This window comes from Flavobacterium gilvum (assembly GCF_001761465.1).
Taxonomy (GTDB): Bacteria; Bacteroidota; Bacteroidia; order Flavobacteriales; family Flavobacteriaceae; genus Flavobacterium; species Flavobacterium gilvum.
In genome coordinates this window covers 1589347-1604697 of record NZ_CP017479.1, presented here as the reverse complement: position 1 = coordinate 1604697, position 15351 = coordinate 1589347, and the positions used below count along the sequence as shown (strand labels likewise).

The following is a 15351-nucleotide window of genomic DNA, read 5'->3' as shown; positions in this document are numbered from 1 at the left end:
TTTACAGACCTCCTTTTCCTTGAATTTTATCTAGAATAAAAAGATAATCTTCCTGGTTATTTACAAAATCCCGATCGGAAACATCGATTATTAAAACATTCAAATCGGTTTGGGTTTTAATATATTCCAAATAACCTTTACTTATTTTATCCAAATATTCTGCGGTGATATCTTGCTCGTAGCTTCTGCCACGTGTTTTTATATTTTGCAGCAGTCGATTTGTATTCTGATAAAGATAAATATACAAATCAGGCTTTGGCATTTCTTTATAAATAATATCAAATAATGTTCTATAAAGTCGAAACTCGTCCTCTTCCAGCGTGATTTTGGAAAACAACAATGATTTAAAAATATGGTAATCGGCTATTACAAAATCTTTAAACAGGTCAAATTGAGACAAATCATCAGATAATTGCTGATATCTGTCTGCCAGAAATGACATTTCTAGAGAAAAAGCATAACGATTTTGATCTCCATAAAATTTTGGTAAAAATGGATTATCAGCAAAACGCTCCAAAACGGTTTTTGCATTAAAATCCTCGGCCATTTTTAAAGTCAAAGTCGATTTTCCGGCGCCAATATTCCCTTCAATTGCAATGTAATTGTACTGATTTAAAATAGTTTTATCCAAAGGACACTTCAATTTCTGAACTACTCTACAAATACTTGAATCGGGAGTAATCTGAAGTAATTCTGATATTGTTTTCTTGAGAATCGGATGAACCCAATCTAACTCCAAATCCTGCATTGGCAACAAAACAAACTTTCGTTCTTGCATCAACGGATGCGGAACTTGCAGGTGATCAAAATCGAGAACTTCTTCATCAAAAGCGATCACATCAATATCTATAATACGGGATTGATAGCCCTGATTCTCATTACGAATACGCCCCAGCTTCTTTTCAACTTTCAAAACCAGTTCCAGCACTTTTTGAGCAGAGTTCGTCGTATGCAAAAGCAAAGCACAGTTATAAAAAGCCTCACTCACAAAACCCCAGGAAGGCGTTTCATATAATTGAGAAACCTTTATAACAGTTCCAATTTCCCTATGAATCAATTCCAGACATAATTCGATGTTTTCCAATCGATTGCCCTCGTTGCTTCCTAGAGATAAAATAACTTTGTGCTGTAATTCCATATTGGGCGCAAATTAAGTAAAAGAATTTTAGAATAACAGTATATTTGTCACAAGTGTTTCAATTTATTTTCAGCAATGTGCCGTAACAAATCAACACTTTTTTCTACTTATTATTAAAAAATATAATATATGAGATTTTTAGGGAATGTATTAGCAACCATTATTGGAATTTTTATTTTCGTTATGTTGTTTTTCTTTGGAATAGTCCTTATAGGAACAATATTTGGCGAAGAAACGGAAGGCGTCGAAGTAAAAAGTAATTCGGTCATAGAATTAAATCTGGAAGATATTTCCAATGATTATGCCGGAAAATATAAAGATCCGTGGATGGATGTTTTCTCGGAGAAAAAAGGCGTTGGACTTACCGATATCATTAATGCAATTGCTGCCGCAAAAACAGATAGCGACATTAAAGGAATATCAATTCTAAATCAGGATTCTTCATTGGGATTGGCACAAAGCAAAGAACTGAGAGAAGCCTTGAATGACTTCAAAAAATCAGGCAAATTTGTTATGGCTTACGCCAATAATTATACCCAAAGAGATTATTATCTAAACTCTGTTGCCAACACAATTTATTTGAACCCGGCCGGTGATTTTGATTTCGAAGGTTTATCCACCGAAATAATGTTCTTCAAGGATTTACAAGAAAAATCCGGAATCAAAATGGAAGTTATTCGTCACGGAAAATACAAAAGTGCCGTTGAGCCTTTCCTTGAAAACAAAATGAGTGACGCCAACAGAGAACAAACTACAGCCTTATTAAACTCTGTGTGGAGTTCATTCCTTAGCGACATTTCGGAAAGCCGACATATACCTACAACCCGACTTAATGAAATTGCGACCGGTTTATTGGCCCGTACTCCAGAAATGGCCAAAGCAAACAAACTCATAGACGTAGTCGCTTATGAAGACGTTTACCATGATGCTATTATAAAGGCGTTGAAAGTATCAGGTAATGAAGATTACAACAAAGTTTCGATTATTGATTATACCAAAAAAACGACCACAACATCTGAAATTTCAAGCTCCGACAATCAAATTGCCGTAATTTATGCGCAAGGCGAAATTCAAGGAGGAGAAGGTGATGTTGATGTAATTGGCGAAGGTTCAATGCGTCGTTCTTTTCAGGAAGCGAGAAAAAACAAAGACATAAAAGCGGTGGTACTTCGCGTGGACAGTCCCGGAGGTAGTGCCTTGACATCTGAACTTATCTGGAGAGAAATAGAGCTGACCAAAAAAGTCAAACCGGTTGTGGTTTCTATGGGAAATTATGCAGCTTCCGGAGGTTATTATATTTCCTGTAATGCTAATACTATTTTTGCCGAAAAAAATACGATAACCGGGTCAATTGGTGTTTTTGGAATCTTGCCTAACTTCAACCAATTGAGCACCAAAATTGGAATCAATACAGAACAGGTTATGACCAATGAAAATGCAAAATACAGTCCATTTGTTCCATTAAATGAAAAATTCAAAGCGGTAACTCTAGAAGGCGTTGAAAGAGTTTACAAAACATTTGTAAGCCATGTAGCCGAAGGACGTAAAATGACTTTTGCCCAAATAGATTCTATCGCTCAAGGAAGAGTTTGGACAGGTATTGAAGCAAAAAGAATTGGTTTGGTAGATAAAATTGGGAATCTGAATGACGCATTGAATGAAGCTGCTTCCTTGGCAAAAATCAAGGAATATTCCACACAAAACTATCCGATTTACGAAAAAGATTTCAGTAAACTTTTTGAAAATTTCCCTTTCGCCAAATCAAAAGAGGAATTAATCAAAGGAGAAATAGGCCCTGAGAATTATTTTATTTTGCAGCAAATTAAAAAAATGAAAATGCAAAAGGGAATACAAGCCCGAATGCCATTTGAAATTTCAATCTATTAATCTTTATCTCATCATAAACCCTTTCATTTTCTATTGAAAGGGTTTCTTTTTTTTAGAAAAATCCATATTAGAATCATAAAATAAACCCGTTCGTGAAATTACTTCGCCAATTCGCTATTGCTCTGGTCAGTTTAAATAAAAAATTAACCACATAGAAACATAGATATTATAGCTAATCCACAAAGAATAAATAGAAATAATACTATTTTTACTTCGTCAGTTCGCCCTTCGGTCTCGGGTCACATAGATTACTATGTGAGGAGTGAAACGATTATCTAGCTCTTTATAAAAAACTATAAATTCTATGTTTCTACGTGTTAAAAAAATAATTTCACCCAATGCGTTAAAATAAAATTAAAACAATAGCACTTGAACAATGCTTTAAAAAAACAAACGTTATCTTATTGTAATGATTTTACTGAGCAATTAACCAATAAACACTTATTTTTGTAAAAAAGTAACTCAATTTACCTATCAATTATGTTAAAGAAAATTTTAAAAATAACCGGAATTGCATTGGTCTTAATGGCAGCTTCATTATTTGCCATTCCCTATTTCTTTAAAGATCAAATAAAAGCCAAAATATCAGAGGCAATCAACAAAAAAGTAGATGCCAAAGTATCTTTTGCCGACGCAGATTTAAGTTTATTCAAAAACTTTCCAAAAGCAACAGTTACATTAGACAAGTTGCTCATAATCAACAAAGCTCCTTTTGAAGGAGACACATTGGTTTCATTGGGAGAATTGAATTTGAATATGTCTGTCAAAGAATTATTCAAAGGCGATAATGAACCGATGGCAATTGAAGGAATTTCATCAAAAGATGGTTTCATTAATATAATATTCAACAAAGATGGAATTGGAAATTATGATATTGCTTTAAAAGAAGAAAAAAACCAAGAGGAAAGCAAAAGCAAACCTATGGCTTTTAAAATACAGAAATATCAAATTGAGAATTTCAAATTCAAATATTTTGATGAGAAATCACAAATGAAATTAGTGATTGACAGCCTGAACCACGAAGGAACAGGTGATTTCAACGCTTCAAAATTGGATTTAGACACAAAATCCACCGCAAAAGTATCATTTGACATGGGCAAAATCAATTATATGAAGAATGTCGCCCTTTCATTGGATGCAGTACTTGGAATTGATTTGGAGAAAAGTAAATACACTTTTAAAGAAAACAAAGCTTTAATCAACCAATTACCGTTGGAATTTGACGGATTCATACAATTGGCTGATGCCGGACAAACATATGACCTGAAATTCAAAACCCCAACCTCATCGTTCAAGAACTTTTTAGGAGTGATTCCTGCAGCTTACTCATCGAGTTTGGACGGCGTAAAAACGACAGGAGATTTTACGGTTAATGGTTTTGCCAAAGGTATGCTTACGGACACCACAATACCAAAATTCAATGTTGAAATTGCTTCCAACAACGCTTCTTTCCAATATCCTAACTTACCGAAATCGGTTCAAAATATTGTCATAGACACCAAAATCATAAACGAGACCGGAGTGATGAATGATACTTATGTCAATCTTGACAAACTTTCGTTCAAAATAGATCAGGATGTTTTTAATGCCAAAGCCAACATAAAAAACATCAGCACCAATGCATTGGTTGACGCCGCTTTGAAAGGAACTATCAATCTGGCAAACCTTTCCAAAGCCTACCCCATCAAACTTAGCAAGCCTCTGACCGGAATCTTGAAAGCAGATGTAACGACCAAATTCGACATGGCTTCGGTAGAAAAAAGCCAATACCAAAACATTAACAATGCGGGAACAATTGGTTTAACTGGATTTAATTATGATGACGGAAACGGCCAAAACATGATTATCAGTAACGCCTTGGTACAATTCAACCCAAGTCAGGTACAACTCAAGCAGTTTAATGCCAAAACCGGTAAAAGTGACCTTAGCGTAACGGGGGTTTTGGAGAATTTTTATGGCTTTATGTTTAGAAAGCAAGAGCTGAAAGGAAATTTCAATTTGAGTTCTAATCAATTGGCTGTGGATGATTTTATGACAACAAGCACTGCTCCGGCGGCTGCAGGCAAAGGCGAAGCCACAACTCCTTCATCAAAAGCAAAAAAAGCCGAACCCCTGAAAATTCCATCTTTCCTAAATTGTACGCTTACCGCAAAAGCCAATACTGTTCTGTATGACAACCTAACACTCAAAGATGTTTCGGGTAAAATGATAATTAAAGACGAAAAAGCGACTTTAGAAAATGTAAAAACATCCATTTTTGGCGGAACAATTGGCGCAAGCGGATCAGTTTCGACAAAAACAAAAACTCCGGTTTTTGACATGAATCTAATCTTAAATCAAGTTGACATCCAACAAAGCTGCACGCAACTGGATATGCTAAAAAAAATAGCCCCAATTGCAGGAGCAATAAGCGGAAAAATCAATACCAACATAAAATTAAACGGAAATCTGGATGCTGTTGAAATGACACCAGACTTAAACAGTATTTCGGGTGATTTGATTGGGCAATTGCTTTCATCTACAATAAGTCCTAGTGGTTCTACAATGATAAAAGCGTTGAGTTCCAATTTAAAATTCATTGACCTGAATAAAATAAACCTTAACGATATCAAAGCGGCTCTTACTTTTGAAAATGGAAAAGTAAACGTAAAACCGTTTAACATTAAATACAAAGACATTGAAGCAGTTGTTGGCGGTTCTCACGGTTTTGACCAAAGCATGAACTACAACATCAAATTCAATGTTCCTGCCAAATACCTAGGAAAAGAAGCCAATGCTTATATTGCCAAAATGTCTCCGGCAGATGCAGCCAAATTCGAAAACATTCCTGTGACGGCTTTAATGTCGGGAACATTCAGCAATCCTAAAGTGTCCTCGGATATGAAAACCGTAATGACCAACTTGACAATGGAACTTGCCAAACAACAATCGGATAAATTGCTTAAAAAAGGAACTTCGGAATTGGATAAACTAATCAGTAAAAACCAAAAACCGGGTACTGACACTACAAAGACAAATGCCCAAAAAGCAGACATTACCAAAAAAGCCGGTGATTTACTGAATGGTTTGTTTAAAAAGAAACCTGCAGAACCAGCAACAACGACACCGTAAATTATTTAACTCAAAAAAGCCATCTCACAGAAAATTCGGGATGGCTTTTGACTTATAAACTATACTTATTTTATTTAAATTTCAAGCAAAAAATTAGCAATATTTCGGGTTTCAGTATTTGAAAGACAAGGTTCAAAATAATTCACATAACCACGTAATTCTTTTAAAGTCAAAATCTTAACATATTGAAATTCTTCTTGAGGCTTTTGATTTATTAAAACAATAAGGTTTCTAATTGGAATTTTCCTAACACCCCAATGATGCCTCTTAAGTATTGAAATTGATTCAGCACTTTTTTCACTCAATATTTTATTTAGTGCAAAATTTGCTCTTTTTATTTGCTGAACAGGAGAATACATACTCAAATTATTTAATGAATGCTCGCTCCAATTCTTTGTTTCGATAAGAAAAATTCCAGAAGAAGAAATTAACAAATGATCCATTTGAACAGATTTTATATAATTCTTTTCTAATGGATAATAAATAGGAGGATGAAACGAATAATTAAAATCATTTATCAAAACAAATTCATCAGATAATTTTTCCAATTCCTTTACAACTTTTTGTTCACCCAATGCTCCATAAATAGAATTGTTTATTTCATTAATTACGAATTTTTTTCTCTTAAGTTCATTCAATTCAAGCAAAGCACTTTCACCTATCGCTATTTGAAGAAATGAATCTATAAATTTATAACGACTTTTTTTTTTTGAAAGTGTGTCAACAAGAATACTGGTTTCTTCCTGAACTGAATTACAAACCCTTTCATTAAAATTCAATTCATTGACCCAAATTTTTATCGTGAGAATAATTTTTCTAAAGTCTGTAATAAATTCTTTTGCTAGATTAGAATGAGTCGTAGGTAAGTTCTCTAAACTACGTTTTAAACACTCAAGTTTTGATTTTAACTGATTTTCAACTTCAGTCTTCTTAGTTTTAATAGAATCCTCTAATTGAGATATTTCATCACTAAGAGCAGTTTTTTCCTGTTCAATTAAGAATGTATGTTTGGATTCAATTTCTTGCAAAGCAATCTCATAATTTTTTTGAAAATTACGAAGCTCATTTAGTGATTTGAATTCATTTATACCGTTCTTAAGTAAATGAGATTTTATTGTCGTTATGCATCCTATTGAATTATAAACTTTACACATATTACCATTCAACTTTTAAGAACAATATCTTCAAATACCGTTCCAAAATAAATTGAATAGAAATACTAATATTTTAGCATTATAATATCTAAAGTTATACTTTGCTATGTTTATAGAAGGACTTGTAATAACAAAGAACTTCTTAATCATTAAAATTCTAGATAGTAAGTGTCACAACATATCCCTCAAAACTACGAACATTGAAAACAGTTCCGTCTTCAAAAATGAGGTATTGCCCTTTGATTCCAACAAGTTTTCCTTTAAAATTTGTCGTTTTGTCAAGGTTGAGGCTGTTTACTTTTTTAGGATAATTCAAAACTGGAAAATGCATTTCGTAGAGATCATTTTTTTCCAAATGATAAAATTCCTTCACCTCTGCAGGAATTAAATTTTCGAGTTTGGATCGCTCGGCAACCAAATCAGCGTGAGCCAAATCATTTTGAACCATTTTGCGCCAATTGGTTTTATCGGTATAATGGTCTTTCAGTGCTACTTCGGTAATTCCAGCCAAATAACGATTGGGTACTTCGACAATAGGAATTGCCTGACTCGCCCCTTGATCAATCCATCGCGTAGGCATTTGGGTTTTACGGGTCACTCCCACTTTGACTTCGCTGGACAAAGCCAAATAAACAATATGGGGTTGCAACTGAACTTGTTGCTCGTATTCTAAATCACGATCTGCAATTCCCAAATGGGCAGTACTCAACTCGGGTTTCATAATCCAATCGCCCACTGCCGGACTTGAATAGAAACAATCGTAGCAAAATCCCTGACGGTATATTTTTTTCTTTTTGCCACAATTCAAACATTGATAACCTTCAAAATTGATTTCCAACTCTTTGTTCAAGACTTGATTCATGTTCAAAAAACTGTTTTCGAAAACCAAATAATATTGAATAGGATCTCCAAATTCGGTTTGCATTTTAGAAAGTACGCCTTGATAAGTCATTTAGATTGCAGATTTTAGATTAACGATTTTAGATTTTTGGATTAGAATCTTTACTACAAATTGAGTCGTTTTTTATAAAAATATAGTATTTTTGGTGCTATTGCAAAGTTATCATTTGTCAATCAATATTCAAATCTTAAATTTCTATCTTTTAGTGTCAAATTAAAAAATGCTCCGCCAGTTCGCTGTCGCTCGGGTCAGAAATCTAAAATAGTTAATCAACAATCATAAATCGTTATGCCATTATCAATTATCAATTCCATAGCTTCCTGGTTTTTAAAACAGAGAATTCACCAGATTGAACTTTTCTTAAAATACCCAAATGAGGTCCAGGAAGAATTATTGATGAACTTAATCCGTTCCTCAGAAGAAACGGTTTTTGGTGAACAATACGACTACGCATCAATAAAATCATACCAAACCTTTGCTGAAAGAATTCCTGTTTCGACCTATGAAGATTTGGAACCTTATATCGAACGCACCCGCAGAGGAGAACAAAATGTGCTTTGGCAAAGCCAAATAAAATGGTTTGCCAAATCGAGTGGTACTACCAATGCCAAAAGTAAATTCATACCCGTAAGTAACGAAGCACTGGAAGATTGCCACTACAAAGGAAGTAAGGATTTATTATGTCTGTATCTGAACAACAATGAGGAATCTGAAATGTTTGTAGGCAAAAGTCTCCGATTGGGAGGAAGCTCTCAGATATACGAAAACAACAATACTTTTTTTGGCGACTTATCAGCAATTTTGATCGAGAACATGCCAATTTGGGCAGAATTCAGCAGTACGCCGAGCAGCAAAATATCTTTGATGAGCGAATGGGAAACCAAACTTAGTGCTATCATCAACGAAACCAAAAATGAGAATGTAACCAGTTTTGCGGGTGTACCTTCCTGGATGCTGGTCTTACTAAACAAAGTTCTCGAAGAAACTGGAAAACCAAACCTGATGGAAGTTTGGCCCAACTTGGAAGTGTACTTTCATGGAGGTGTAAGTTTTGACCCTTATAGAGAACAATACCACAAAATACTGCCTCACAACCAATTCAAATACTACGAAATATACAATGCTTCTGAAGGTTTCTTTGCCATTCAGGACTTGAATAATTCCAGTGATTTATTGCTAATGCTGGATTACGGAATTTTTTATGAATTTATTCCAATGGACACTTTCGGTACTCCTGATCAAAAAGTCATTCGATTGTCGGAGGTACAATTGTTCAAAAATTACGCCATGGTAATCACTACCAATGGTGGTTTGTGGCGTTACTTAATAGGCGACACTGTTCGGTTTACCTCTTTAAATCCATATCGAATCCGAATTACGGGAAGAACCAAACATCATATTAATGTTTTTGGCGAAGAATTAATGGTCGAAAATACCGATCAGGCAATAGCCAAAGCCTGTCAAATTACAGAAACCGAAGTTGTCGATTACACTGTAGCTCCCATTTTCATGAAAGACAAAGAAAAAGGAGGTCATGAATGGATGATTGAATTCAAGAAACATCCAAAAGACATTGCAGCTTTTCAAAAAGCGCTGGACGAAACCCTACAATCTTTAAATTCTGATTACGAAGCCAAACGCTACAACAATATGACACTGAATCCACTTGTGATTAATGTTGCCAGAGAAAGACTTTTTTACGATTGGCTCAAAGAAAGTGATAAACTGGGAGGACAGCACAAAATCCCACGATTATCCAATAAAAGGGATTATCTCGAGCAATTAAAAAAAATGCAGAATTAAAATAAAACAGCGTCTATTTTCTGAATTAATCGTTCAGTTTCAGACAATGCACACAGTATTTTTTTATAATAATTAATATCGTCAGAGTTCAATTTTTGCCCCAACCTTTGGTCAAGCCATTTTTGGGCAGGCTGATGATTTTGAATAGTAAAAGTCCAGACACTTTCAGATACATTTTTAAAATATTGTTTTTCGTTAATATAAACACAACCGAGATTCTTTTCGCTGGAAATAAAAATTTCAAAATGCGGATTAGTAATAACAGCATTACCACTGTTGCAAAATTCAAAAAATGAATCAGTGTCTTTTATCTTTTTCAGTGAGTGAATTTCCTTGATTTCTGCCCCCAACTCAGCCAAAATCCAAAAAAAATCCGCATCTTTTGGGTATTTAAATTTTGTTTCAAAAGCATTATTTACCGGCAAACGAAAGCTTGTAGAATACAGTATGGCGCACATATAATTTAAAATATCAAGAGCCGAGAAATTTTGTCTGAATTCAGGACGAACCTCTCTGTTATTTGCCATGCAGACATTTCCTTCCAGATTTTTTATGGGAAGAAAATTCAAACCCGTACTGTTTTCCATTTGAATAATTATTTCCTGGGTTAAATCTGGCATTCTCCCATCAAATAATTCCGTTGCAATGCCGAGTTTGTATGCCGAGTTTACATCAGAAAGATAACTATCAGGATTCATTTTATTTGAATTAAAACTTTGATTAACACAAATATATGATTAATGAAATTTCCTGTGATGTTTTTATCCGATAAAAGAAGTACAGATGAGCAGAAGACGTGATTTATGAATTTTAAAACAACACAAACCGTAAATCAATCTGTTTTCATTACACGTTATTTACTCAATTAACATACCTTTTAGAGCTTCTTTTTTGACAAATAATTATCTAAAATTCAATCCAAAAGGTTCGACACAAAATACTTGTTTGGGTTACAAAAATTTCATAATTTTGCAACCCAATTTTATAATGTAAATTAAAGAAGAAGATGGATATTAAAAGAGTAGCGATAAATGCTGTGAATGAAACAATTGTAATGACAGTTGTTCACATGGATTACAAAGGACAGATTGCAAAAAGAATAAACGAAAAAATGCCTTTGGCGCAAGTGAAAGGTTTTAGAAAAGGACAAGTACCAAAAGAGCTTGTTGAAAAACAATACGGTAAAGCTATCAAACAAGAAGAAGTTAAAAAAGTAGTTGACCTAGCATTAGAACGTTATATTCAATCTGAAAGATTACATCTTTTAGGAACTCCACTTCCTAAAGCAAACTCTGAACTTAACTGGGATGCTGAAGAATTGGTTTTCGAATTCGAAATTGGTTTGGTACCAAATTTTGAAATCGATTTGGAAGCTAAAAACGATATCGTAAAATACATCGTTACTGCCGATGATAAATTAATTGACGGTCAGGTAGAGCGTATCCAAAAACAATTTGGAACTGCAATTCCTCAAGACGTAGTAGTTGAAGGAGCTGATTTGAAAGGTATTTTTACAAATGAAGCAGAAGGAATTGGAAACACTACAACTATTTCATTATCTGTTTTCAAAGATAAAGCAACAGCTGATAAATTTATCGGTAAAAAAGTTGGTGATGTTGTTACTGTAAACACAAAAGGATTATTTGAAGACGACCACCAATTGATGGATTATTTGAAAGTTGGTCACGATGTAGTTCACACTTTGGCTGCTGATGTAGATTTCACAATCGAAGGAATTACAGTTTCTGAACCAGCTGAATTGAACCAAGAATTGTTCGACAAATTGTTTGGAGAAGGAAAAGTAGCTTCATTGGATGAATTGAAAGCTAAAATCAAAGAAGATGCCGAAGCTCAATTTGCTCAACAAGCCGATCAAAAACTATTGTTTGATGTTCAAGAATTTTTAATTGAGAACACCAAATTCGAACTACCGACTGAATTCTTAATCAAATGGTTGCAAACTGCCGGAGAGAAAAAAATGACTCCAGAAGAAGCAGCCGCTGAATATACTCGTTCTGAAAAAGGATTGCGTTTCCAATTAATCGAAGGAAAAGCAATGGCTACAAGTAATATCCAAATTACTTTTGAAGATTTGAAAGCGTTTACAACAAATGCAATCAAACAACAAATGGCTCAATTCGGTCAAGCCAACGCTTCAGACGAAGAAGTACAAAAAATTGTAGCAAGAGTATTATCAAACCAAGAAGAAGTAAAAAGACTTTCTGACCAGGTGGTTGCAGCCAAATTACTTGATTTATTCAAGGAAAAAGCGAATCCAACAACCAAAGAAGTAACTTACGAAGAATTTATTGCAGCTTCTTACGGAGAATAAATTGAGTCTATAAAAGTCAAAAGTTGGAAAGTCAAAAGTTATAAAAACCGAAAAACATTTGAACTTTATGACTTTATTGCAAATGCAAAACAATAAAAAATAGTTATATTTGAGCGTCAGAAAAAAATTTTTGGCGCTCTTTTGTTTGAATGTATTCTGAATTATTTTCAGGAGCTATTCCAGCTATTCGTTTCAAGTTTTTTCATTGCCGCCTTTTTTTGTAAGGCAAAAAAAGAGCTTCCGCTGGTCGCTTTTTTTTACCAACAAAAAATAGTCAGCCATTTCAAAAACTTTTCACTACTATCTGGGCTAAAATAAGACACATTGACATAATTTGTAAAGAGGTATGGTCTTTGCCTTATCTGTAATTACTTTCAAACTTTAGACATTCAACCTTTTAAACTTATATAAATGGACTACGGAAAAGAATTCAAAAAATTTGCGATTAAGGGTCAAGGCGTAAATGCAATGTACTATGACAAAATAGTAGCTGCGATGAACCCAAAAAACATGACTCCTTACATTATTGAAGAGCGTCAGTTAAACATTTCTCAATTAGATGTGTTTTCGAGATTAATGATGGACAGAATTATTTTCTTAGGCACAGGAATTGACGATCAGATTGCAAACATCGTTCAGGCTCAATTATTATTCCTTGAAAGCGCCGATGCTTCCAAAGACATTCAAATTTATCTGAATTCGCCTGGAGGAAGTGTTTATGCCGGTTTAGGAATTTATGACACAATGCAATACATCAAACCTGATGTAGCTACAATTTGTACCGGGATGGCCGCCTCAATGGGAGCTGTTCTTTTGTGTGCGGGAGTTGCGGGAAAACGTTCAGCTTTACCACATTCACGCGTGATGATTCACCAGCCATCAGGAGGAGCACAAGGTGTTGCATCGGATATGGAAATCAATTTACGCGAAATGCTGAAACTGAAAGATGAGTTGTACCGAATCATTTCGCATCATTCGGGACAATCTTTTGATAAAGTATACGCCGATAGCGAACGCGATTATTGGATGATTGCAGACGAAGCCAAAGAATACGGAATGATTGATGAAGTGTTGAGAAGAAGTTAAATTAGTATCCAGTGTTCAGTTTTTTAGTATTCAGTTTTAGAAACGAAATACTGATCACTAAACACTGACTACTGACCACTAAAAAAAAGATGGCAAAACAAGTATTACAATGCTCTTTCTGCGGAAGGAAAAAACCGGAAACCAATTTATTGATTGCGGGAATCGATGCTCACATTTGTGACAAATGCATCGAACAAGCTCATGGAATTGTTCTGGAAGAACTAAAAACAAACCGAAGCTCTAAGCTAGTTGGCGATTTGATTTTGAAAAAGCCTAAAGAAATAAGGGCCTTTTTGGATCAATATGTTATTGGTCAAGAACAAACCAAAAAAGTAATGTCGGTTGCGGTTTACAACCACTACAAACGTTTGATGCAACAGCAATTGGACGATGAGGTAGAAATTGAAAAAAGCAACATCATCATGGTTGGACAAACCGGAACAGGAAAAACTTTGGTAGCCAAAACGATTGCCAAAATGCTTGATGTGCCTCTTGCTATTGTTGATGCAACAGTACTGACAGAAGCCGGTTATGTAGGAGAAGATGTCGAAAGTATTTTGACCCGCCTTTTGCAAGCCGCCGATTATGATGTAACCAAAGCCGAAAGAGGAATCGTTTTTATTGATGAAATTGATAAAATTGCCCGCAAAAGCGACAACCCATCCATAACTCGAGATGTTTCGGGAGAAGGCGTACAACAGGCTTTATTAAAATTATTGGAAGGAACAGTTGTGAATGTACCCCCAAAAGGAGGTCGCAAGCATCCAGACCAAAAATTTGTTGAAGTAAACACGCAGAATATTTTGTTTATTGCCGGTGGGGCTTTTGACGGAGTGGAGCGAATTATTTCAAAACGTCTGAACCGTCAGGCTGTAGGTTATTCAACATCCAAAAATGCAGATAATATTGACAAAGACAATCTGTTACAATACATCATTCCTAAAGACATCAAGGATTTTGGGTTAATCCCTGAAATCATTGGTCGTTTACCAGTGTTGACACACATGGATCCTTTGGACAGAGAAACCTTGCGTGCCATTTTGACCCAGCCAAAAAATGCTTTAATCAAACAATATCAAAAACTGTTTTTGATGGACGAAGTGGATTTTACCATTACGGACGAAGCACTTGATTTTATTGTGGAGAAAGCTTTGGAATATAAATTAGGCGCTCGTGGATTGCGTTCTCTTTGCGAAGCTATCCTTACCGATGCAATGTACGAATTACCAAGTTCTGATGATAAAAAACTGGAAATCGACATGGAATACGCCAAAGTAACATTGAACAAAAACTTATTGAAACGTCTGGAAATCGCTTCTTAATTTTTGATAATCAAACAATTATAAAACCTGTTTCAACATTGAAGCAGGTTTTTTTTTTATATCTTAAAACGAATTTCATTTAAGATTATTTGTAATTTTATATAAAAATGAAACTCATTTTTTTTTCACCTTGACTAAACAATAACCACAAATTTTCACAGAATTATATTTTTAAATACATTTTTAGACAAATAAAAACAATTATGATAACAGTACAGAATAAAGTTAATGCCTCAATTGACAAAGTCTGGGAATGCTGGACAAGCCCAGAACATATTACCAAATGGAATAATGCCTCTGATGATTGGCACACACCCTATGCTGAAAATGATTTGCGCACAGGAGGAAAATTTAAATCGACTATGGCTTCAAAGGACGGGACAATGAGTTTTGATTTTGTAGGCGAATATACTTTGGTTGAACAAAATAAAACCATCAAATATGTAATGCCCGACGGAAGAAAGGTTGAAATAAGTTTTACAACAATCCCAAATGGCGTTGAAATTATCGAAAAATTTGATCCAGAAACAGTAAATCCCGAAGAAATGCAGCAAGCCGGATGGCAGGCAATTTTGGATAATTTCAAAAAACACGTTGAACAACTGTAGAGACGTTGC

The 15351-nt window shown here is 34.6% G+C and carries 11 protein-coding genes; 7 read left to right on the top strand and 4 right to left on the bottom strand.

The window, feature by feature from the left end; genetic code table 11:
* Position 1: 1 nt before the first annotated feature.
* The gene (gene folK, locus EM308_RS06670; RefSeq protein WP_035639936.1) at positions 2-1138 is read right to left on the bottom strand and encodes a 2-amino-4-hydroxy-6-hydroxymethyldihydropteridine diphosphokinase; all 1137 of its coding nucleotides are present in this window, start codon (positions 1136-1138) and stop codon (positions 2-4) included.
* Between the two features lie 129 nt (positions 1139-1267).
* On the opposite strand from folK, the gene sppA reads away from it, so the two are divergent.
* Positions 1268-3025 carry a signal peptide peptidase SppA gene (sppA, locus tag EM308_RS06665; protein WP_035639934.1) on the top strand — a complete coding sequence of 586 codons (1758 nt, stop codon included), beginning with the start codon at positions 1268-1270 and terminating at the stop codon, positions 3023-3025.
* A gap of 480 nt (positions 3026-3505) precedes the next feature.
* Complete coding sequence (locus EM308_RS06660; RefSeq protein ID WP_035639932.1) at positions 3506-6136, top strand: AsmA-like C-terminal region-containing protein; 2631 nt, start codon at positions 3506-3508, stop codon at positions 6134-6136.
* Between the two features lie 74 nt (positions 6137-6210).
* Here the strand turns inward: EM308_RS06660 and EM308_RS06655 are convergent, their stop codons facing one another.
* Positions 6211-7290 carry a nuclease-related domain-containing protein gene (locus EM308_RS06655; protein ID WP_035639929.1) on the bottom strand — a complete coding sequence of 360 codons (1080 nt, stop codon included), beginning with the start codon at positions 7288-7290 and terminating at the stop codon, positions 6211-6213.
* A 157-nt stretch (positions 7291-7447) separates the two neighbouring features.
* Complete coding sequence (locus EM308_RS06650) at positions 7448-8242, bottom strand: DUF2797 domain-containing protein (RefSeq protein WP_035639927.1); 795 nt, start codon at positions 8240-8242, stop codon at positions 7448-7450.
* Between the two features lie 237 nt (positions 8243-8479).
* On the opposite strand from EM308_RS06650, the gene EM308_RS06645 reads away from it, so the two are divergent.
* Positions 8480-9994 (top strand): GH3 auxin-responsive promoter family protein, encoded by a 1515-nt coding sequence (locus EM308_RS06645; protein WP_035639926.1) that lies wholly within the window; start codon positions 8480-8482, stop codon positions 9992-9994.
* On the opposite strand, the gene EM308_RS06640 is transcribed toward EM308_RS06645, so the two are convergent.
* Entirely contained in the window at positions 9991-10692 is a 702-nt protein-coding gene (locus EM308_RS06640; protein ID WP_035639925.1) for a type ISP restriction/modification enzyme, read from the bottom strand. The two genes, EM308_RS06645 and EM308_RS06640, sit on opposite strands and share 4 nt — an antisense overlap.
* Before the next feature lie 308 nt (positions 10693-11000).
* Here EM308_RS06640 and EM308_RS06635 point away from each other — a divergent pair, with 308 nt between their 5' ends.
* The 4 genes from EM308_RS06635 (at position 11001) to EM308_RS06620 (ending at position 15342) form a co-directional block, all read left to right on the top strand.
* Positions 11001-12326 carry a trigger factor gene (locus EM308_RS06635; protein WP_035639923.1) on the top strand — a complete coding sequence of 442 codons (1326 nt, stop codon included), beginning with the start codon at positions 11001-11003 and terminating at the stop codon, positions 12324-12326.
* Positions 12327-12737: 411 nt separating this feature from the next.
* Positions 12738-13412, top strand: coding sequence for an ATP-dependent Clp endopeptidase proteolytic subunit ClpP (gene clpP / locus EM308_RS06630; protein WP_035639921.1), 675 nt, complete (start codon positions 12738-12740; stop codon positions 13410-13412).
* A gap of 89 nt (positions 13413-13501) precedes the next feature.
* Positions 13502-14734: an ATP-dependent Clp protease ATP-binding subunit ClpX gene (gene clpX / locus EM308_RS06625; RefSeq protein WP_035639918.1), complete on the top strand. Its 1233-nt coding sequence runs from the start codon at positions 13502-13504 to the stop codon at positions 14732-14734.
* A 203-nt stretch (positions 14735-14937) separates the two neighbouring features.
* Positions 14938-15342: an SRPBCC family protein gene (locus EM308_RS06620; protein WP_035639917.1), complete on the top strand. Its 405-nt coding sequence runs from the start codon at positions 14938-14940 to the stop codon at positions 15340-15342.
* Positions 15343-15351: the final 9 nt, after the last annotated feature.